Source organism: Alcanivorax sediminis (assembly GCF_009601165.1).
Classification (GTDB): domain Bacteria; phylum Pseudomonadota; class Gammaproteobacteria; order Pseudomonadales; family Alcanivoracaceae; genus Alcanivorax; species Alcanivorax sediminis.
In genome coordinates this window covers 2,635,150-2,655,079 of record NZ_WIRE01000001.1, presented here as the reverse complement: position 1 = coordinate 2,655,079, position 19,930 = coordinate 2,635,150, and the positions used below count along the sequence as shown (strand labels likewise).

Annotated in this window: 17 protein-coding genes; 11 read left to right on the top strand and 6 right to left on the bottom strand. The window is 55.3% G+C overall.

Annotated elements, in window-relative coordinates:
• Window positions 1–31: 31 nt before the first annotated feature.
• The gene (locus tag GFN93_RS12130; protein WP_153501329.1) at window positions 32–700 is read right to left on the bottom strand and encodes a TetR/AcrR family transcriptional regulator; all 669 of its coding nucleotides are present in this window, start codon (window positions 698–700) and stop codon (window positions 32–34) included.
• 156 nt (window positions 701–856) lie between these two features.
• Here GFN93_RS12130 and GFN93_RS12125 point away from each other — a divergent pair, with 156 nt between their 5' ends.
• The 8 genes from GFN93_RS12125 (at window position 857) to GFN93_RS12090 (ending at window position 11,615) form a co-directional block, all read left to right on the top strand.
• Window positions 857–1,516, top strand: coding sequence for a hypothetical protein (locus GFN93_RS12125; protein ID WP_153501328.1), 660 nt, complete (start codon window positions 857–859; stop codon window positions 1,514–1,516).
• A gap of 13 nt (window positions 1,517–1,529) precedes the next feature.
• Window positions 1,530–2,345, top strand: a complete 816-nt coding sequence (locus GFN93_RS12120; RefSeq protein WP_153501327.1) for an SDR family oxidoreductase — start codon at window positions 1,530–1,532, stop codon at window positions 2,343–2,345.
• 280 nt (window positions 2,346–2,625) lie between these two features.
• Window positions 2,626–3,045, top strand: a complete 420-nt coding sequence (locus GFN93_RS12115) for a hypothetical protein (protein ID WP_153501326.1) — start codon at window positions 2,626–2,628, stop codon at window positions 3,043–3,045.
• Window positions 3,046–3,169: 124 nt separating this feature from the next.
• The gene (locus GFN93_RS12110; protein WP_153501325.1) at window positions 3,170–4,483 is read left to right on the top strand and encodes a TolC family protein; all 1,314 of its coding nucleotides are present in this window, start codon (window positions 3,170–3,172) and stop codon (window positions 4,481–4,483) included.
• A complete protein-coding gene (locus tag GFN93_RS12105; protein WP_194285797.1) occupies window positions 4,476–6,005 on the top strand; it encodes an efflux RND transporter periplasmic adaptor subunit in 1,530 nt (509 codons plus the stop codon). The genes GFN93_RS12110 and GFN93_RS12105 overlap by 8 nt, the downstream gene beginning before the upstream one ends.
• On the top strand, window positions 5,999–9,166 hold the full coding sequence (locus GFN93_RS12100; protein ID WP_153501323.1) for an efflux RND transporter permease subunit: 3,168 nt from the start codon (window positions 5,999–6,001) through the stop codon (window positions 9,164–9,166). Before GFN93_RS12105 ends, GFN93_RS12100 begins: the two co-directional genes overlap by 7 nt.
• A gap of 262 nt (window positions 9,167–9,428) precedes the next feature.
• Complete coding sequence (locus tag GFN93_RS12095; protein ID WP_153501322.1) at window positions 9,429–10,514, top strand: alpha/beta fold hydrolase; 1,086 nt, start codon at window positions 9,429–9,431, stop codon at window positions 10,512–10,514.
• A gap of 75 nt (window positions 10,515–10,589) precedes the next feature.
• Entirely contained in the window at window positions 10,590–11,615 is a 1,026-nt protein-coding gene (locus GFN93_RS12090; RefSeq protein WP_153501321.1) for an AraC family transcriptional regulator, read from the top strand.
• Window positions 11,616–11,791: 176 nt separating this feature from the next.
• Here the strand turns inward: GFN93_RS12090 and GFN93_RS12085 are convergent, their stop codons facing one another.
• The 5 genes from GFN93_RS12085 to GFN93_RS12065 form a co-directional block, all read right to left on the bottom strand.
• On the bottom strand, window positions 11,792–12,604 hold the full coding sequence (locus GFN93_RS12085; RefSeq protein ID WP_194285796.1) for an SDR family NAD(P)-dependent oxidoreductase: 813 nt from the start codon (window positions 12,602–12,604) through the stop codon (window positions 11,792–11,794).
• 14 nt (window positions 12,605–12,618) lie between these two features.
• A complete protein-coding gene (locus GFN93_RS12080) occupies window positions 12,619–13,668 on the bottom strand; it encodes an AraC family transcriptional regulator (RefSeq protein WP_194285795.1) in 1,050 nt (349 codons plus the stop codon).
• Between the two features lie 160 nt (window positions 13,669–13,828).
• Entirely contained in the window at window positions 13,829–15,004 is a 1,176-nt protein-coding gene (locus GFN93_RS12075) for a low temperature requirement protein A (RefSeq protein ID WP_153501318.1), read from the bottom strand.
• A gap of 62 nt (window positions 15,005–15,066) precedes the next feature.
• The gene (gene ycaC, locus GFN93_RS12070) at window positions 15,067–15,693 is read right to left on the bottom strand and encodes an isochorismate family cysteine hydrolase YcaC (protein ID WP_153501317.1); all 627 of its coding nucleotides are present in this window, start codon (window positions 15,691–15,693) and stop codon (window positions 15,067–15,069) included.
• Window positions 15,694–15,745: 52 nt separating this feature from the next.
• A complete protein-coding gene (locus GFN93_RS12065; RefSeq protein WP_153501316.1) occupies window positions 15,746–16,612 on the bottom strand; it encodes a pirin family protein in 867 nt (288 codons plus the stop codon).
• Between the two features lie 100 nt (window positions 16,613–16,712).
• Between GFN93_RS12065 and GFN93_RS12060 the strand changes: the two genes are divergently transcribed.
• The 3 genes from GFN93_RS12060 to ccoN all read left to right on the top strand — a co-directional run bounded on the left by GFN93_RS12060 (window position 16,713) and on the right by ccoN (window position 19,929).
• A complete protein-coding gene (locus GFN93_RS12060) occupies window positions 16,713–17,618 on the top strand; it encodes a LysR family transcriptional regulator (RefSeq protein ID WP_153501315.1) in 906 nt (301 codons plus the stop codon).
• A gap of 281 nt (window positions 17,619–17,899) precedes the next feature.
• Window positions 17,900–18,247, top strand: a complete 348-nt coding sequence (locus tag GFN93_RS12055) for a DUF3147 family protein (protein ID WP_153501314.1) — start codon at window positions 17,900–17,902, stop codon at window positions 18,245–18,247.
• Window positions 18,248–18,498: 251 nt separating this feature from the next.
• A complete protein-coding gene (ccoN, locus tag GFN93_RS12050) occupies window positions 18,499–19,929 on the top strand; it encodes a cytochrome-c oxidase, cbb3-type subunit I (RefSeq protein ID WP_153501313.1) in 1,431 nt (476 codons plus the stop codon).
• Window position 19,930 lies beyond the last annotated feature (1 nt).

Below are 19,930 nucleotides of genomic sequence, written 5' to 3'. Positions count from 1 at the left end.
CGAGATGCACGAGAGTTTGAGGAAGTAGTTGCTATGGCTGCGGCGTGATACCTCGACTCCGCGCCAGGGCCACAGCGCTGTCGCCAACGGCCACCCAGAAGCTGGCAATATCTTCGACAAATTCTTCCTTTGACACCTCAACATCGTCATCCAGCCAGGTCATTACTGCCTCGAGGGTGCCGCCAATCAGGAGCGCGGAGCCCACATGGGCAATGGGCAGTGGCTGACCCGCGCCGTGGTACTGGATACTGAAAGCAGAGAGGACTTGGGCCATTTTGCGAATAATCATTTTGCGCTGAAGCAACGCTTCCGGGTTTTCAGAGGCTGAAGAGAAAAGCAGACGGGCGCGTGCAGGTTCCTCGACCATCCAGCCAATACAGCGGTCCAGCACATGACGGGCCAGCGGGAGTGTTTCCATCCCTTCTTGCCAACCTGAAAGGGCCGCGCTTTGGCCAATATGGATGAGATCTTCGGCCAACGTATCGATCAAGGCCGCAGCTAATGCGTCCAGACTATCAAAGCTCTCATAAAAGTAGCGCTTGTTGAGTCCGGCATCGGCACACAGCTTCTGGATGGAGAGTTTTCTCCATCCCTCATTGGCGATAATCAGATAAGCCTGATCCAGCAGCTGTTTGCGTCGAGTCTTGACTCGATTCTCTGCTGTCTGGCCCTGAAACGGACGTGTTGGGGGCGCGCTCATTAAAATTCCCTTTTAGTTCAGATGCTTATGATAGCAGCATAAAAATCAGACAAGCCAGTCTTGACGGTTTTGCAAGGTGAATTCTATTATTGGTACAGCACTGTACCAATAATGTGTTTCTAAGACACTTATCAAGAACAAGGAGCAACCATGCAAGTGACGTTAGATCAGGCATCCGCTATTCCCGCCCCCACTTCTGACCAGGAACGACTGAAGGAACTACGGGAGTTGACCACCAAAAGGCCGGAAGCAGGCAAGCAAGCTGCCTGGGAATTTCTCAAGGAGCTACAGGAACCCAGCCAGTTTTACCGCCTGCCCATGTTGTTTGCGGAAGGTAACGGTGAGGCTGAAGCGCCAAATGGCGATACGGAAGGCATGGTGATGAACTTGCACGGTTCTGCACTGATGAGAACCATCAATGGTGCTGTCCTTGTTGGGCAGTTTTTGGGTGGAATGGGATGGACAGGCAAAACCTTCAACCCTGAAACGGGTACCGGCTACAACAGGATCACCCGTTCAGCAACCATTCCAACCAGGATTGTGATGCCGCATTACAAGCTGAAAAAGCAGGGCGACGAGTTGTTAGGTTTTGATTTCCATCACCGTATCGATCGCTCTCCTGTCGCGCCGCATTTGAAGGTGCGCGCGATTACCTATGACGAACCCGCGTTTAAGAACCCTCTGATTCTTCCCAAAGTGCGCGATGAAATCGTGGAAATGGTGCCCGACGTTTTCCTCGGCCGTGTTCTCTACAAAGGGAAGTACGGATGGGACATCGTAGGGTATTTCGCTGTTCGTTATCCCTACCAGCGTTGAGGAGAAAACCTTTATGTCCATCACGCTGAATGGTGCCGTTGCCTGTGTTACGGGCGGCGGCAGGGGGATCGGTGAGGCTACGGCAAGGTTACTGGCGGAACGCGGGGCCATTGTCATAATTGGTGATATTGACCTGGATGCAGCACAGGCTGTGGCGAAGACTCTGTCGGGAGCAAAGGCTGTCAAACTTGATGTGGCAGACCCTGAATCCTTTGAGAACTTTTTGACCGAAGCCCGCAAAATGGGCCCCATCGATCTGCTGGTTAACAATGCGGGGATCATGCGTACAGGTGAGTTTGTCAAACTGGATCTTGCAGCTTTACATCGGGAGATGGCCATCAATACCGGTGGGGTAATCAACGGCATGCGACTGGTGCTCCCCGAAATGCTGGCGCGCAGTTATGGTCATATTGTGAATGTCTCTTCAATGGCCGGGAAGATGACATGCTCGGGGGCTTCGGTTTATACCGCAAGCAAGTTTGCGGTGGCAGGGCTGTCTCGATCTGTGCGAGCTGAAATTGCCGGTTCAGGGGTAACGATCACCACCGTTATGCCATCAGCCGTCGAGACAGAGCTCACCGCAGGCATGAATATTCGCGGGATTCCAAAGGCGAAGCCTTCCGAAATTGCGGATGAAGTGGTTGCATCCTGTCGGCACGGTCATCCTGAGGTCACCATGCCAAAATGGCTCTTCCCGGTTGGCACTATCGAACAGGCTCTTCCAGAAAAGCTGGGTAACTGGATCAAGAGAGCCGTTGGGGCGCAGGAACGAATCGCGCCGGATAATGAACAAACGAGAAAGTACCAGGAGCGTGTGTCTCGGTCATGACGTTGAACAGTAGTAGAAGGCAGTGGGCGGCAGTGCGTGCCGCCCGTTTTATGGTGACTACAGTGTCGTCGGGCATCCGAACTGTGAAGCATCAACGCCCATCCAATGCATCGGCATAATCGGTCACAGCGACTTGAGCGCGGCTGGCTGCACTCGACCGAGAAGAGCTTGATCTTGAGGGTATGAGGCCCTTTGATTGGGATTGAAGGCTTGGATGAAATTGCGCTTATTGGGGCTTCGCTATACGCTATAACCATTCTCCTTCGCTGTTACAACGATGATGTCGCCTAGCAAAAACGGCAAAAGCCTCCTGATCAATCTGCTCCTTCTGGGCCTCCTGTTCCAGGTGCAGACGGTTTTTGCTTGTCAGATGGTGGAATCCCATCGTGGGCTGGCCTCTGATTGCTGCTGTGAAGAGATGATCATGCCGGATGGTGAGGGTGTCATGCTGGCAGATGACGGGGGTTGCTGTGATCTGGAAAGCACACTTTCTCTGAAGGGCAGCGACGATGACAGTGCCTCTATCCTCCAGGTTCGTCTGTTGCCGGATCATCCGGAGGCGTTGCTGGCCTTCGTGCTGGTATCGCTGAGTCTACTCCCTGAACCGACTGCAGCCTCCTCTGGCCTTGCCGATTTTCGCGACAAACCCGGTGACCCGGGCTCTCTTACATGGCTTGAAACCCGTCGCCTACGCGTTTGATTGACTCCTCCTCGCGTGCTCAATGACCGCGACCGCATTCCCCCGATGAATCGAGTTTAACCGGCTTGGCTGGCGCCTTCTTGTAACCTTTCGGTGCCGACCTGTCAGGATTGGGAGTCAATCCATGCAACACCCTTTTTCCGTACCGTTTGCCCGGTGGTGGCTACTGCTTGCCGGCCTCGTTATTGCCTCGCCCGGCTGGGCAGACGAGGCCTGTGTAAAACTGGCGACCACCACCGAGGGCGTGGTGAAGCAAGCCCTGACCTGCAACCTCACGCAACAGGCATTCTCGGCCCGGCAGCAGGCAGCGCAGTACCGAAGCGAAGCCAGTGGTCGCCTGGACGATCTCCGCTTGTCTGTCAGTGTCGCGCCCAACACCTTTGGGAATGATCAACTCGACGATGGTTATATCGTCGAGCTCAGCCAGCCCTTGCCCTGGCCCGGCACACTGAACCTGGATCGCCAACTGGCCGATGACCGGACTGCCAGTATTCAGGCCTTGACCGCTCACCATCAGGTAGAACTGGCCCGGCAGCTGCGGTTGGCGCTGGCGCGCCGGGAATATCGCCGACAGCGGCTGGCTATCAACCGGGAAAACCAGAGACTCTGGCAGCTGTTGATCGGCACTCTGGAAGACCGCTATGCAAGCGGTACGGCCAGCCGCTCGGCGTTGCTGCAGGCACAGCATGAGCGGCACCTGCTCATGGAGAACGCCATCCAATTGCAAGCTGCGCTGGAGCGGGACAACAGTCACATTCGGCAAACGTTGAATTTGCCGGCTGAAACGGTGTTTGTGGATCTGGAGAAGGATCAGGTCCCGACGATTACCGATGGGCAGCTAGCCGAGCGGTTATCCATGCTGGAACAGCAGCCGCAAATTCGTGCGTTACAAGCGGAGCAATCACAGAAACAGCATGAGCTGGAGCGGATCAGGAAACAGCGCTATCCGAATTTTTCCCTGATGACCCGCTACAACAGCCTGTGGATGAACGACGACCAGCGCTGGGTGGTAGGCGTTGGCATCAATCTTCCTCTGGATCAGGGCGGGCGAAGCCGCCAGGAGGAGGCCCTTCGCGCTGACCAGCAGGCGCTGGACTGGGAGCAACGTGACCGTCTGCTGGCCATCCGGGAGCAGCTGGCCCAGGCGGCCAGCCATTACCGGGAAGCCGGCAAGCGCTTGCAACTCTATGCCAACGAGCTGATGCCGCTGGCCCGCGAAAATCTGGCGACCAGCCGGGATGCTTTTCGCAGCGGGGAGGCGGATTTTCAGAGCATTCTCACTGCCCAACGGCAATTGCTGATCACCCAGGAACACCAGGCCCAGGCGGACTACCAGCAACGTACCGGTTTTGCCCAGCTTACAGCCGCCGCAGGCCTGGTTTTCGTATCCGATTGGCAATCCAAAAACCACATCGAGAATGGTGGCCACCATGAATAAGCGTACGATTTTGGTCGTTGAGATAGCGGTTGTGGGGCTGGCCCTGTTGCTCTGGTGGTGGAGTTCTGCTGAGCCTGACAGTCAGGCCATAAGCGAAGACGATTTTACCCGTGCCGGCCCCTATCTGGTTGCCGTTACCGTGACACCCGGCAAGCCGGTGGTGGGCGAAAACCAGTTACAGATTCTGGTTCGTGACAAGAACGGCCAGCCGCTTAGTGGCGCAAGGGTAAGGGCGGTAGGGGAAATGCCGGCCATGGGTGCCATGCCTCCCATGTATGCTGCGGCAGACATTACTGAAGTGTCTCCGGGACATTACGCCGGTAGCTTCGAGCTGGCCATGGCCGGGGAATGGCCTTTGGCGGTGGATATCGCCCAGGGCGAAAACCATGTGGATCTGACTTTCGATATGGCCACCGGCCGAAAAGGGCTTCGGCTGGTCACGGCCACGCCTGCGGGAGATGTGGCTTATCACACCTGTTCAATGCACCCCTCGGTGAAATCGGCCACGCCGGGCACCTGTCCCATTTGTGGCATGGATCTGGTGCCGGTCACCCGTGAGGAAATCAACAGCGGCAGCATTCGCGTTGAGGAAGGCCGTCGTCAGGCCATCGGCGTCAGGACCGATACGGTCAAACGCGAAGTCGTGTCCCTGCCGATACGTTTGCAGGGGCAGCTTGCCTATGACGAAAGCCGGTTAACCGATATCAGCCTGCGGTTCGACGCCTGGATTGGTGAGGTTAATGTCACTGATGAAGGGCAGGCAATCTCACAGGGGGAGCCGCTGTTTACCGTCTACAGTCCCGAGCTTTTGACCCTTCAGGAAGACTATCTACGCGCACGGCGTAGCGGTAATGCCCGGTTGCTATCGGCGGCCCGCCAGCGGTTGCTGCGATCCGGCGTGACCCGCCAGCAACTGGAATGGCTGGCGAAGCAGGGCAAGGCACAGGACTATTTTCCGATCCTGGCTCCGGCTTCTGGCGTGGTGATTGAGAAGAACATGGTGTCAGGTTCCGCCATCAAGCGGGGAGAAACACTGCTGCGCCTGGCGGATATGTCGACGCTGTGGGTAGAAGCGTTTGCCTATGAGCAGGACTTGCCGCTGTTGGCAGTAGGCCAGCAGGCACATGTCCGTATCGGCGGCCAAGGCACGATCACCGCTACCGTTGCCCATATCGATCCGTTTCTGCAGCGAGATACCCGTACGGCGCGGGTGCGCCTGGCGCTGGATAATGAAAGCGGTAGCTACCAGGAAGGCCAGTTTGCGCAGGTGGATCTGTTGCTTCCCCTCGGCGAGCAAGTGGTGGTGCCGGAAGATGCGCTGCTGGTGTCCGGTGACAAGCGCATCGTCTTCAAGGACCTGGGAGACGGGCGACTGAAACCGGTTAGGGTACGCACAGGTTACCGTGTCGGCGATCGCATTGTGATTCGTCACGGCCTGGAAGAGGGGGATGCCATCGTCACCGCCGGAACCTTCCTGATCGCCTCCGAAAGCAAACTGAAAACGGGGGTGGATCAATGGTGAATCCACAGAATCCGTCTCCACCGCCGAGTATGATTGCCCGCCTCATTGCTCAATGTGCCAACAATCCGGGCATTACCCTTGTGCTCGTATTGCTGGCCTCCATTTGGGGTTGGCGAAGTCTGGTGCAAGTCCCGCTGGATGCGATACCGGATCTATCCGATGCGCAGGTCATTGTACTCACCGAGTGGGACGGTCGAAGTCCGGATTTGGTTGAAGACCAGATCACCTACCCACTCACCACTGCCTTGTTGGGCGTCCCTGATGTGCGTTTCGTGCGTGGCCAGAGTTTTATGGGTCTCAGCTTTGTCTATGTCATTTTTGAAGACGGCACGGATATTTACTGGGCCCGCTCGCGGGTACTGGAGTACCTGAACACCGCTAGCCAGCAGCTGCCTGAAGGCGTCACCCCAAGGCTGGGCCCGGATGCTACCGGAGTGGGTTGGGTATTCCAGTACGCCCTGGTTGATAAAAGCGGCAAGCATGATTTGTCAGAACTGCGTGCCCTGCAGGATTTCAAGTTGCGCTACTGGCTCACCGCTGTGGAGGGCGTGGCGGAAGTGGCGTCGGTGGGCGGTTTTGAAAAGGAGTATCACGTTAATGTAGACCCGGATCGCCTGGCCAGCTTCGACATTCCCCTCAGCAAGGTGGTGGAAGCCATTCGCCGCTCAAACAACGATGTGGGAGGGCGGGTACTGGAAATCGCTGGCCATGAACACTTCATTCGAGGCCGGGGATACCTGAAATCCACAGAGGATTTACGCGATGTTGTGATCGGTGTGGATTCACAACGTATTCCAATTCACCTGGATCAGGTTGCCCACATTAGCCTCGGGCCTGCCATGCAGCGAGGGCTGGCCGAGCTCGATGGGGAAGGGCAGACCGTAGGTGGCATCGTGGTCATGCGTTATGGCGAGAATGCACTGTCGGTCATTGAGCGGGTCAAAAAACGGCTTCAGGAAGTCCAGCCAGGGCTGCCTGAGGGAGTGGAAATTGTCACCACTTACGACCGCTCTGACTTGATCTTGCGGGCAATTGATACGCTCAGGCATACCCTCATTGAAGAAATGATTGTTGTGGCGTTGGTGATCTTCGCTTTCCTGCTGCATATACGCTCGGCACTGGTCGCTTGTATCACCTTGCCCATTGCTATCCTGCTGGCCTTTATTCCACTTTATCAGCAGGGGCTGACCGCCAACATCATGTCGCTGGGGGGGATCGCTGTCGCGATTGGGGCCATGGTCGACGCTGCGGTGGTGATGGTGGATAACATCCACAAGAAGCTGGGCGCGCAAGAAAGAGGGGAGAAGCGAAGGGCGCTTATCATCGCAGCGATGCAGGATGTGGGGCCCAGTATCTTTTTTTCGTTGTTGATCATTACCCTGTCTTTCGTTCCGGTGTTTTCCCTTCAGGCTACTGAAGGCCGACTCTTCTCTCCGCTGGCATATACCAAGACCTACAGCATGGCCTTTGCTGCGATATTGGCCGTAACCCTGATACCCGCCCTGGCAGTACTGTTGATAAGAGGCCGAATTCGCTCCGAGAGCAATCCGGTTAACCGGGCTCTTGTGGCCTTCTTTTTGCCGGCGATTCGTTACTGTATTCAATGGCGCTGGCCGGTGGTTGGTTTGGCTGTCGCGGCGTTGCTACTCACGCTCCCGGTGGCACGTCAGCTGGGTAGTGAATTCATGCCGCCGCTGAACGAGGGCAGCATCCTGTACATGCCTACCGCCTTGCCCGGCATGTCGATCACAGAAGCCGGCAAGGTACTGCAAAGTATGGACCAGCAGCTAAAGTCCTTCCCGGAAGTGGAGCGCGTGTTCGGCAAGATAGGGAGGTCTACCAGTGCCACCGATCCCGCACCGCTGTCCATGGTCGAAACGGTGATCACTCTCAAGCCACGTACCCAGTGGCGTGAGGGAATAGGTTGGGATGAACTGATTGCCGAAATGGATGAGAAGCTGCGTTATCCCGGCATGCCGAATATCTGGTGGATGCCCATTCAGACCCGTACCGAAATGCTCGCGACAGGCATTCGCAGCACCCTGGGCATCAAGGTGTTTGGAGATCAGCTGGATGATATCGAGGCTACTGCTGTGGCCATCGAGAAGGCACTGCTGGATGACCCTCGTACTGCGGCTGAGACGCGCAGCGCCTTTGCGGAACGACTCACTGGAGGCTACTTCATTGATTTCGATATCGATCGCAAGGCGGCCGCGCGCTATGGGCTGAATGTGCAGGACGTGGAAGATATCCTCATGGTTGCCATGGGCGGAATGACCGCCACTGAGACGGTGGAGGGGCGAGAGCGCTACCGTGTCCAGGTACGTTATGACCGCAGCTACCGGGAATCGGTGGCGGACCTCGAGCGTTTACTGATCCCGACAGTGACCGGAGCTACCATTCCAATCACTGAAGTGGCCGACATCGTTTTCCGTACCGGTGCGCCAATGATCCGTAACGAGGATGGGCAGCTGGTTGGTTTCGTATTTGTGGATCTGAAAAATACAGTGGACGTGCCGGACTATGTGGCACAAGCCAAGGCCGTGGTTGCGGACAAGGTAACCTTGCCGAGCGGTTACCGGCTGAGCTGGGCAGGGCAATTTCAGTACTTCGAGCGTGCCAAAGCGCGGTTGCTGTGGGTGGTTCCGGGCACGTTGCTAGCCGTGTTTCTGCTTCTGTATATGCATCGCGGTCGACTCAGTGACACCTTGTTTGTACTCAGTGCGATGCCATTCGCGCTGATAGGCGCATTCTGGTTGTTATACCTTCTTGATTACAAATTGAGCGTGGCAGTGTGGGTGGGAATGATCGCCATGGCCGGGCTCGCGGCCGAGATGGGCTTGCTGATGCTGCATTATCTCGATAGCGCCCTTGAGCAGGCCAAAGAGCGGATGCCTGAATCAAACGGGGAATGGCTAAGCGAAGCGGTCGCACAGGGCGCCGCACAGCGTATCCGACCCATGCTGATGACCAGCCTGACACTCATGATCTCACTGGTCCCAGTCATGTTCAGTGATGGCGCTGGTGCCGATGTGATGAAACGAATCGCCACGCCCATGGTGGGGGGTACCTTGACTGCACTTTTGATGGTGTTGCTGGTGTTTCCGGCTTTGTTTGTGTTGTGGAAACAGAGGGACCACTCGGCGAGAACATCCTCATGAACGTTTCACAAGGAAAGTACTTGGTTGCTATGCACTTATTCTTGAAAGCACTAAGAAGGCCAACCCTGAGGTGCCCTTCAACTGTTGCTTTCATCCACCCTGAGCGTATCTCTATGGCCATTCGAGACAAGGTGGCGGCAAATAGTGTCAGATTATTCTCCCGCTCGTCTCATGTTGCTGACCTGGCGGCTCTTCTTGATTAGTCTCAGGCTGCGGTAGCAAGCACCGCAAATGAAGGTCAAGAATAAGCGAGAGAATAATAATGATGAGAACGCCAACCGGGCCTGCATCAAAAGTACATCAGACCATTTTTCTCCTGGTTGTGCTTTTACAGATGTTTGGATGTGCCTCGCAGCCAGCTCAGAGCCCCCTTCGCGATGCGTATAGCATTTATCCCGGAGTCACCGATTCGACACTGCTTCAAACCGACGACGGCCTGACCTTGTTCGGGCAATGGTGGCAACCTGAATCTTCCGAGCCAAAAGCCGTGATTTTATTGCTGCACGGGACGGCAGCCCACTCAGGAGTGTATGCCTTCTGGGGGGAGTACCTTGTTGATAATGGCTACGCCATGTTTGCCTACGATATGCGAGGCTGGGGGCAGTCGCAGGGGTTTGGACGACGTGGATTTTCTGCCGATGAGTTCAGCTACCTCGGTGATTTGAAGCATGCCATCGCGGAAGTCAGATCAAAGTATCCCGAGAGCCGAATCTACCTTCAAGGGGAATCGCTGGGAGCGGGAATCGCGCTTCAAGCGGGTATTCAAGGCGAAGATGATCTGGCGGGGCTCATCCTGAATGCTCCACCGGTGTATGTGAACCTCAAAATATTGCCTTTCCGGATTCCGGACAGCATGGGTAATGCCCTTGTGTGGACGGCTGGATTGACAGGCCGTGTTGCCCCGAATTTTCCGATGTTACCCATGAACTGGCGCGCGTTCGAGCGCTGGATCTGGCGCAAGGCCATCTTTGATGAATCGCTAAGAACACAGATTTCGGAAGAAGAAAATATGACGCACTCTGCGCTTGCAGCGAGTTATGTGACCAATCTGCAGAAGATGTCAGCCTATATTCGACGGAACATGGAAAAGATCACCTTGCCGCTGATCGTCCTGCAAGGCGGCCAGGATTATCTGGTATCGCCAAACGGAGCCGAGCGCTTGCTTACTGATACGGGTAGCACTGACGTGACGTTCAGGCTGTACGACGGTATGTCTCATTGTGCCTTGCACGATGATGCAAAGGAGCACGTATGGCAGGACACCCTGGACTGGCTCGAAGCCCGAGGAGTGGAGCCGCCGGCGTTGCAAAACTCAGATGATGGTTTTGAGGCGGTTGCAGCCCAATGATCCGGATATTGCCTTGCTTGCTCCAGTATTTGATTAGGCCATAATCATAGGGAAGTGTATGGGAGAGAGTGACTTGTGGATGAAGAGCTTTATGTGACAGGCATCGCCGTATCCCAGTTCTACCATGGGTCGGAGCAGATGGGATTACCTTCGCGAGAGATCCTTCATGGTGTTGGGCTCAGTCCTGATGCACTGCAGCCACTTGCGCATACCCCGACGAAAAAATTTGAAGATTTCATCCTTGAACTGGCAATAGAAAGTGGCGATGAAATGCTGGGGTTTCATTGCGGTTTGCATGTGAGCCCTATGGCATTAGGGGTCTTCCCTTCATTAATTTTTGGGTCCATGACCATCCGCCAAGCGATAGAAACTTGTGTGCGCTATCAGGAGCTTATCACTGGTAATACAGCGGGACTGGTTCTGTCGGCAATGGGTAATGACCTGAGGATTGAATTCATTCAAGCGTACCGGAATCCAGTAGTGCTACGCCACGCCACTGAAGGCGGCGCCGCGATGCTGGTCAGCATCATGCGCTACTTCCTTGCCCGGCATGACCTCCCTTTGATCAACTTGGCGCTGGCACACCACCCGGTGTCGCCGGACGCGAAAGATCAGCTTGAAGCGTTCTTTCTGTGTCCAGTGGCCTTTGGTAAGGAGATTACGGCAGGACAGATTGGGCAGGACGTCCTGAATGTGCCTCTCAGTGCTGTCTGCGTTGATGGCGCTAACCTAGCTGAAGAAGTGGCAAGGTCGCAACTGAAACAGACCCGGGATGCCAGTATCTGGCTTACTCAAGTCCGGTTGCTGGTCATGGACCTGATGCGTCGGGGATTGCTGAGAAGAGAACTGGCGGCCGACCGGCTGAATATGTCGGTGCGCACGCTGGATCGACGGCTTGCGGACGAGGGGTTTACCTGGCAGCAACTGGTCGACGGCATTCGCTCTAAACGCGCTAGCGAAATGGTGTTGCGTACTGACACCACCATCCGCGACGCGGCAGTTGAGCTCGGATTCTCGGATGTGCGCTCTTTTCAAAGACGCTTTCGCCACTGGTTTGGCGTGTCTCCGTCTGAGTTCAGGGAGCAGAAGACGCAGCCGTAATGGTGCAAGCATCGTGAGTATAGGTGGGTGAAGCGGTTCCCCTCATGAATTCTCAGAGCGCTTGGTACCAGTTGGACCCCTTACTCCCTGTCTTAAAGCAAAGCATCGCCCCCAACCTGGTCACATCATGCCTGCATTGCAATGCGTGATTCTCTTCACGCTGTGGCTGCGAGCGGTTAACTCACCGCTCGGTCCCCAACGAATTTGTACAACACCCATGACGTAAATCGAGGTGGGAGCAGACGAAATAGGGGAGCTGCACGGTTAATCCCGGGAAGAGCCAACCTCTTGTTCGTCTCAATGGCATGGATTGCGCAGAGCGCGACTTTATCGGCGTCCATGGCAAAGGCATCGATATGATCACTGATAGATCCTTTACTCTGCTTCTCTGTCTTGAGCCCCATGCTGTCATAGATTTTCGTGCGTGTAATCCCAGGGCATAATGCCCCCACATGAATACCGTACGGCGCCAGTTCATGGGCGAGGGAGTGGGTGAACGACAGCACATAATGTTTGCTTGCCGTATAAGCCGCCAGGTGAGGAACCGGAACAAAGGCCCCGATAGACGCCACGTTAAGAATACTGCCACCCAGATTGCGGTTGATCAGCTTTTCCGCAAATACGCTGCACATTTCTGTGAGTACCTGGATATTCAGATCCAGTACTTTGCGCATTTTCTCTCTGTCCAGGTCTTTATGGGCACCGAGCAAGCCAGAACCGGCATTATTGACGAGAACAGTTGGAACAAGGGAACGCGCCTCCAGCGTGTTCATCAATCCTGCTATGGCATTATCCGACGTCAGATCAATGGCGATGCCTGTCAGCGTTCCTCTGCCTTGAGGTAAGTCCTGCTTCAGCGCCTGGATTTCCTCATCAAGAAGCGTTGCTACGATGACATGAGCGCCGCGATTGATCATTAGCCGTGTGATTTCTTTGCCAATACCGCTGCCACCGCCGGTGACAAGTACAGTTTTCTGAGCCCAGTTCATAAGTAACCTTTTCGTCATAGCGTTCGAGATTGTGCGCTTTCCCGGTAGCGGTTGGGGGTCATCCCTGTTTGTTTTTTGAACCATCGGATAAATGACTGACTTTCGGTATATCCAAGTGCCACACCAATGGTTTCAATGGTTTGGGAGCTGCCGGTTAGCATCTCAATGGCAATCGTTAGCTGAGCCTGCTCCTGCATGCCGCGGTAGTTGATGTGTTCCTTTGCCAAAAGTCGATGTAGATGCCGAGTGCTAATCCCGAGTCCGGTGGCCAGGTTCTCTTTGCTGGCCGATTGTGAAATGATCAACTCTCTCATCATTCGGTGAGCACGATAATAAAAGTCTCCTTCATGTTTTGATGCCTCAAGAGATTGCGCATGCTGTTTCAATGAATCAACCAGTGCTGGATCAGCATAAAGAAAGGGCTGATTTAGGGCATCGGGCGCTAGCACCAGCGCGCTTTCCTGTTGGTTAAACCTTACCCTGCACTCAAAATGAGCCTCTAGCTCTCTTCGAGCATTCAGGGAAAGCGGAGCCGCGTGTCGGAAACGGACTTCCTTGAGCCAAGGCTTGCGCGGGTTGTGAAGTAGACTTCGTGTTGTGTTGAAGGCCGTCAGCATGAACTCCGTGGCATGACGCTCAAAAATGGGATTCAGGGTACGTGCAGACCAGGATAGAAGGCAGCAGTCGGGCTGTTTGATCAGTCGCGTTTTGCCGAACCCACTGATCAGATGCTCGTAGCGGATACACACCAGGATAAAATCATGCAGGTTTTGACAGGCTTGCCGAATGTAGCCCAACACGCCAAACCCCTCTGGTTTGACACACTGCGCCAGATGGAAGCCAAGCAGTTCATTTCCGGTGTGCTCAAGGCAATGGTCGAGTAACTTTTCAATCACCAGCGCAGGAACATCCTGCTTGCCTTCCAGCCAGGTATCCGCTGAAAGCCCTTCTTTCGCCAACAGTGCATCCACATCGACACCCAGCTCATTCAAGCCAAGGCTCAGATGTCTCATCAGCCCCGCATGGATAGGGAGGAGCGAGTAGATCGCGTCATTATCCGTCATGATGATCAGTAGGATGCCTGGTGTCGTTATTGTTCGGTCAGCGTTAGGTTGCAGATTGCGTGAAATATAGACAGCTGACGCTAGAATTGCAGGGACCAAAGAGGCTCCTTGATAAACATTTCCGGCCATGGCTGGCTGGGCTAACAAAAACACAACAGTTCTAGTGCGCTTTTTTGCCCATCACCACCACCGTTTCCTGAATCGCCACAATGACAAGAATCAAGGTGGTCGCCAGTGCCACCATACTGGGAGGGAGAAAAAAGGCGGCAACGCAGAGTGCGGCGAGTAACCCCAGGCCGATGTAATGGGAGAGTGGATGTCCCCTGAAAACCAGCCATTTGAACAGAATGTTGGCTACAAGGTACAAGGCTGTGCCGCCAATCATCGCCACCATAGTGGCGATACTGGTATGCCCATGGGGATGGGCGAGGACAAACTCATCCGCCACCGCAACCAGCACAATGGCGATAATCAGCAGCAGATGCACATAGGTGTAAACCAGACGCCCAAGGTGACCTCTATTATCACTTTCCGCGATGACGTCACTGGCGCGTTCCGCACTGAGACTAAAGTAGAGCCACCACATGGCGACGGTGGTGACGAAAGCACTCAAGAACGTCGTAATGGTGGCCGCGTCCCAATGGGTGCCGGAAAAGGTGTTACCTGTTACCAGCAGGGATTCGCCCAACGCAATAATCAACAGTAGACCACAGCGCTCCGCCATATGTGGACCCGATATATCCCAATCCTTGCTGTCAGATCGACCCAAACCGGGGACGGCAAAAGACAGCGAAGCGGAGGCATATTCAATCAGAATCGCGAGTGACCACAGGATCGTCCGGAGGGCACCATCCTGTAGCGCGCCAGTAATCCAGAGCGTTGCAGAGGCGCAAAACCAGATCGTCATGCGCACAAACCCGCGGTGCAATTCAGGCCGATGCTTACGGCTGCACAGGCAGATAAAAACGGTGCGTCCGATCTGCATGGTTACGTAGCACAGGGCAAACAATAATCCGTGCTTGCCGAATGCCTGCGGTATGGCAATGGCCAACCCCATGCCCAACAACATCAATACAAAGAGCATCAGCCGAACCGGCACGGTTTCCGGATCCAGCCAGTTCGTGACCCAGGTAGTGAATACCCAAACCCACCACACCGCCAGCACCACCAGTAGCCCCTGAAACACACCATAAGGTGTAAAGTGAGCGATCAGCAGGTGCGCGCTTTGGGTAATGGCATAAACAAAGACCAGGTCAAAGAACAATTCGGAGAAAGACACCTTGTGTTCCGCATGACTGCCTTTGGGGCGGAATAAACCCAGGGGAGGGGATTGCATGGTCACTCCTTGTGGAGGCTCATTGTCATGGTGGTTGGCCCCGCCTGGCGGGGCCTCCAGAATCACTGCCCTTCAGTGAGGGTGCTGTAACTGGTAATCAGATTACGGTAATCCGGAATATGGTTGGAGAACAGGTTGCCCAGCCCCTCAATATCGTTACGCCAATCACGATGAAGCTCACAGGCGGTGCCGAACCAGGTCATCAGTTGCGCACCGGCACTGGTCATGCGATCCCATGCCGCATCGCGGGTCATGGCGTTAAAGGTGCCTGATGCGTCCGTGACAATGAAGACTTCGAAGTCTTCTTCCAGTGCCGACAGGGCAGGGAAGGCAACACAGACTTCAGTCACCACACCCGCAATGATCAGCTGTTTCTTGCCTGTAGCTTTGACCGCGGCCACAAAATCCTCGTTGTCCCAGGCATTGATCTGGCCGGGACGGGCAATGTAGGGCGCATCAGGAAACATGGCTTTGAGCTCGGGCACCAGCGGTCCATTGGGTCCGGTTTCAAAACTTGTAGTAAGAATCGTGGGCAAATTGAAGTACTTGGCCAGGTCTGCCAGTGCCAACACGTTGTTCTTGAACTTGTCCGGATCAATATCGCGAACCAGTGACAACAAGCCAGCCTGGTGATCGACCAGCAGTACCGCTGCATTGTCCTTGTCGAGTCGGTTGTATTGCTTACCCATGGTATTTCTCCCGGTAGTCTTGGGGCAGCGAATGCTGCCCGTTAGTGAAACCTCAAGATGGCATTTGTCCGAATTCTCCCTGCTGGAAATCGCGAATCGCCTGGCGGATTTCCTCCTGGGTATTCATCACGAACGGGCCATAACCCACCACGGGCTCATTAAGGGGCTCACCCGCGATCAGCAATAGCTCACTTTCTGATTCGGTTTGAATCTGTACCTGTTTGCCCTGCGCCGCGAGCACCGCCATCTGGCCGGCGCCTACCGGTGCATGTTCATTGATACGCGCACTACCATGACGACCAATCACAGCCGTGTTCCAGCCGTCGGGGACCTCAATCACCACATTGGCATGAGCCGCCAACGAGAGATCCCAGACCCACATGGGGGAGTAGGTGCTGGCCGGGCCTGTTTGGCCCTGGTATTGGCCCGCGATGACACGGATAGCCCCGTTGCCATCATCCAGTGGGATGGCCGGGATCTGGCTGTCGGTGATGGCCTGGTAACCCGGGGCCGTCATCTTGTCAGCGGCGGGTAAGTTCACCCACAACTGGATCATCTCGAGATGCCCGCCCTGATAGGTGAACGCAGGGGAGTGGAACTCTTCATGGAGAATCCCTGAACCTGCTGTCATCCATTGCACATCGCCGGGCCCAATCACGCCGCCCTGGCCGGTGGAATCCCGGTGAGCAACCTCGCCCTGATACACAATCGTGACGGTTTCAAAGCCCCTGTGGGGGTGCTCGCCTACACCCCGCGGCTTGGTGGCAGGAGGGAAACGGGCAGGGCCCGCGTAGTCCAGTAACAGAAAAGGACTTAGCTGGCGGCCATGGCTTTCATAGGAAAACAGGGAGCGAACAGGGAAACCGTCGCCTACCCAGTGGGGCTGGGGTGCGGAGTACACGCCGAGGATTTTTTTCATGATCTCGCTCCTGATCCGTTCGAAGCAGATGTTATTACTGGAACGTTAGGGCGAGTAGATGGCAATATTGCAATGCAGCGTTGCAATTATGGAACGATGAATGGAAGACCTTAATGACCTCTACTATTTCGCCAAAGTGGTGGAGCATGGCGGATTTGCACCGGCTGGGAGGGCCATCGGGGTCCCGAAATCGAAATTGAGCCGGCGAATCTCCGCGCTGGAGGACCGGCTGGGGGTACGGCTACTAAACAGATCGAGCCGTCAATTCTCGTTAACCGACATTGGTGGGCAGTACTACGATCATTGCACCGCCATGCTCGTTGAAGCGGAATCCGCTCAGCAAGCCATTGATACCGTGAGGGCAGAACCTCGCGGGGTGATCCGGTTAACCTGTCCCATCACCTTGCTTCATGTCCATATCGGCCCGTTTCTGGCTGACTTCATGCGGCAGCACCCCCATATCACCATCCATCTGGAGGCCACCAATCGCAGGGTGGATCTGATCAATGAAGGGGTCGATGTGGCCATTCGGGTTCGTCCGCCACCTCTGAAAGACAGTGATTTGAGGTTGCGGGTGTTGTCGGATCGGGGCGTGGCACTGGTAGCCAGCCCTGATCTGGTAGAAGCCTTTGGCATGCCATGTCACCCCAGCGACCTGGAACAGTGGCCCAGTCTTGGACTGGGCTCACCGCGCCCTGACTTTCGCTGGGAACTGAGAGGGGAGGATGGCAGCCAGATCAGTGTGTTTCACCAACCACGATATGTCACTACGGACATGATTGCCCTGCGCCGCGCGGCAATGGCAGGCGTTGGCGTGGTCCAGCTTCCTATCCTCACCGTGCAGCAACAGCTGGAAAGAGGCGAATTGGTGCGCGTGCTGCCTCACTGGGCGCTTCACCGGGATATTATCCATGTGGTGTTTCCATCTCGGCGGGGCGTGTTGCCCGCAGTCAGAACGTTGATTGATAGTCTGGTGGAGTTCTATGAGTCCTTCGATGAGGAGTGAAAGACCGTCGGGCGAAGGGGGGACACCTTGCGGTTGCTGTACTCAAAGAGGACAAAACCAGACTTGGCCCGGAACACACCTCGGGGCCATCCTGGGTGAGGATGAATCGCATAAGCATCCTGTGGATCTGCTGATATTCATGGGAATACTCAATTTAACATAATATACATTATGCATGGTTGTATATGTGGTAGTGGTGAGGCAGATTTTCATCCTCACCCTTGTCTCCTGCACAGTCTATGGCACTATCAGTTCATACCAAGGATTGGCCAAGGCGTCTTATGCCTCTTTATCTCAAGTACCTCATCACGGCGGCCATCGTTGTGGCTGTTTCTGAAATTGCCAGGCACAGCGATCGTGCTGGAGCCTTGATCGCGTCACTGCCCATGGTCACTTTGCTCGCCATGTTCTGGCTGTATATGGATAACCAGCCGCAGGACAAGATCGCCAATCATGCCTGGTACACCTTCTGGTACGTGATCCCGACGCTGCCGATGTTTGCTCTATTTCCGATGATGATCAGTCGCTGGGGCTTCTGGCTCGCCATGGCTGGCGCCGTTCTTCTGACGATTGTCTGCTTTTTGGTCTTTGCACTGGTCGTACGTTCGTTTGGTATCAGCCTAATGTAAGGCTTCCGCCGGTAATCAGTTGGCTGGGACAATTTGTCCACATGAAACCTGCGGGTTTGTTGTCGCTATTTGGCTTATAGCTAAATAGTATAGCGATATGTTCATATGCCCCTGATAACTTCGGCAATCAGGGAGAGCGCCCTATAACGATCAAGGTACGAACAGCTCACAGAAACCCTTGATCTGTATCAAAAAGAGCCAGTGACGTGCCTGCTAGAGTCGCGGGCAGAATCAACCGGAAGGAAACGCACATGGAAAACGCTGTTGCTTCGCCGCCCTACAACTACAGGGTTGTCCGGCAATTCACCATCATGTCGGTGGTGTGGGGTATTGTCGGGATGCTGGTCGGCGTCATCATTGCCGCTCAGTTGGCCTGGCCTGCCCTGAATTTTGAAATTCCCTGGCTCACATTTGGTCGCCTGCGACCGCTGCACACCAATGCGGTTATTTTCGCTTTTGGTGGCTGCGCGCTGATGGGCACGTCTTACTATGTGGTGCAGCGTACCTGTAACGCCGTACTGGCTTTCCCCAAGCTCGCCGCCTTTACCTTCTGGGGCTGGCAGGCGGTCATCGTGGCCGCGGCCATTTCTCTGCCGCTGGGTTTCACCAGCGCCAAGGAATATGCCGAGCTGGAATGGCCCATTGATATCCTGATTACCCTCGTGTGGGTGGCTTACGCCATTGTGTTCTTTGCCACCATCGCGCGTCGCAAGCAGCCCCATATTTACGTGGCCAACTGGTTCTACGGTGCCTTTATCATTGCGATCGCGCTGCTGCACGTGGTGAACAACCTGGAAATTCCGGTTTCCGCCATGAAGTCCTACTCGGTCTACTCTGGCGCCATCGATGCCATGGTGCAGTGGTGGTACGGCCATAACGCAGTGGGCTTTTTCCTGACTGCTGGCTTCCTCGGGATGATGTACTACTACATTCCGGTCCAGGCCCAGCGTCCGGTGTATTCCTACCGGTTGTCCATTGTGCATTTCTGGGCGCTGATTGCCGTGTACATGTGGGCTGGCCCGCATCACCTGCACTACTCTTCCCTGCCTGACTGGGCTCAATCAGTGGGCATGGTGTTCTCTATTGTTCTGCTGGCGCCCAGCTGGGGTGGCATGATCAACGGGATGATGACCCTGTCTGGTGCCTGGCACAAACTGCGCACCGATCCGATCATCCGGTTCATGATCGTGGCTCTGTCCTTCTATGGCATGAGCACTTTCGAAGGCCCGATGATGTCAATCAAGACGGTGAACGCACTCAGCCATAATACCGACTGGACCATTGGCCACGTGCATTCCGGCGCGCTGGGCTGGGTGGCAATGATCACCATTGGTGCCATCTATGTGATGATTCCGCGCCTGTTCGAGCGCAAGCAGATGTACTCGATCAGCTGGATCAACACCCATTTCTGGCTGAGCACCATCGGCACCGTGCTCTACATCGCGTCCATGTGGGTGTCCGGCATCATGCAGGGCCTGATGTGGCGTGCGGTGAATACTGACGGCACCCTCACCTATAACTTCGTTCAGGAACTGGTTGAGCGTCATCCGTTCTATGTGATTCGTCTGCTGGGCGGGGTTATCTTCCTGGCGGGCATGGTGCTGATGGCGGTCAACGTCTACAAGACCATTCGTGGCAGCCGCGATGTGAGCGGTGCCGACAATGTGATGCAGGCTGCCTGAG

Coding starts and splice junctions, on each gene's coding strand:
- ccoN (WP_153501313.1), top strand. CDS start 18,499: ATGGAAAACGCTGTTGCTTCGCCGCCCTACAACTACAGGGTTGTCCGG.
- GFN93_RS12075 (WP_153501318.1), bottom strand. CDS start 15,004: ATGCAATCCCCTCCCCTGGGTTTATTCCGCCCCAAAGGCAGTCATGCG.
- GFN93_RS12085 (WP_194285796.1), bottom strand. CDS start 12,604: ATGAACTGGGCTCAGAAAACTGTACTTGTCACCGGCGGTGGCAGCGGT.
- GFN93_RS12110 (WP_153501325.1), top strand. CDS start 3,170: ATGCAACACCCTTTTTCCGTACCGTTTGCCCGGTGGTGGCTACTGCTT.
- ycaC (WP_153501317.1), bottom strand. CDS start 15,693: ATGGGTAAGCAATACAACCGACTCGACAAGGACAATGCAGCGGTACTG.
- GFN93_RS12065 (WP_153501316.1), bottom strand. CDS start 16,612: ATGAAAAAAATCCTCGGCGTGTACTCCGCACCCCAGCCCCACTGGGTA.
- GFN93_RS12120 (WP_153501327.1), top strand. CDS start 1,530: ATGTCCATCACGCTGAATGGTGCCGTTGCCTGTGTTACGGGCGGCGGC.
- GFN93_RS12060 (WP_153501315.1), top strand. CDS start 16,713: ATGGAAGACCTTAATGACCTCTACTATTTCGCCAAAGTGGTGGAGCAT.
- GFN93_RS12095 (WP_153501322.1), top strand. CDS start 9,429: ATGATGAGAACGCCAACCGGGCCTGCATCAAAAGTACATCAGACCATT.
- GFN93_RS12130 (WP_153501329.1), bottom strand. CDS start 700: ATGAGCGCGCCCCCAACACGTCCGTTTCAGGGCCAGACAGCAGAGAAT.
- GFN93_RS12055 (WP_153501314.1), top strand. CDS start 17,900: ATGCCTCTTTATCTCAAGTACCTCATCACGGCGGCCATCGTTGTGGCT.
- GFN93_RS12080 (WP_194285795.1), bottom strand. CDS start 13,668: ATGACGGATAATGACGCGATCTACTCGCTCCTCCCTATCCATGCGGGG.
- GFN93_RS12100 (WP_153501323.1), top strand. CDS start 5,999: ATGGTGAATCCACAGAATCCGTCTCCACCGCCGAGTATGATTGCCCGC.
- GFN93_RS12105 (WP_194285797.1), top strand. CDS start 4,476: ATGAATAAGCGTACGATTTTGGTCGTTGAGATAGCGGTTGTGGGGCTG.
- GFN93_RS12115 (WP_153501326.1), top strand. CDS start 2,626: ATGTCGCCTAGCAAAAACGGCAAAAGCCTCCTGATCAATCTGCTCCTT.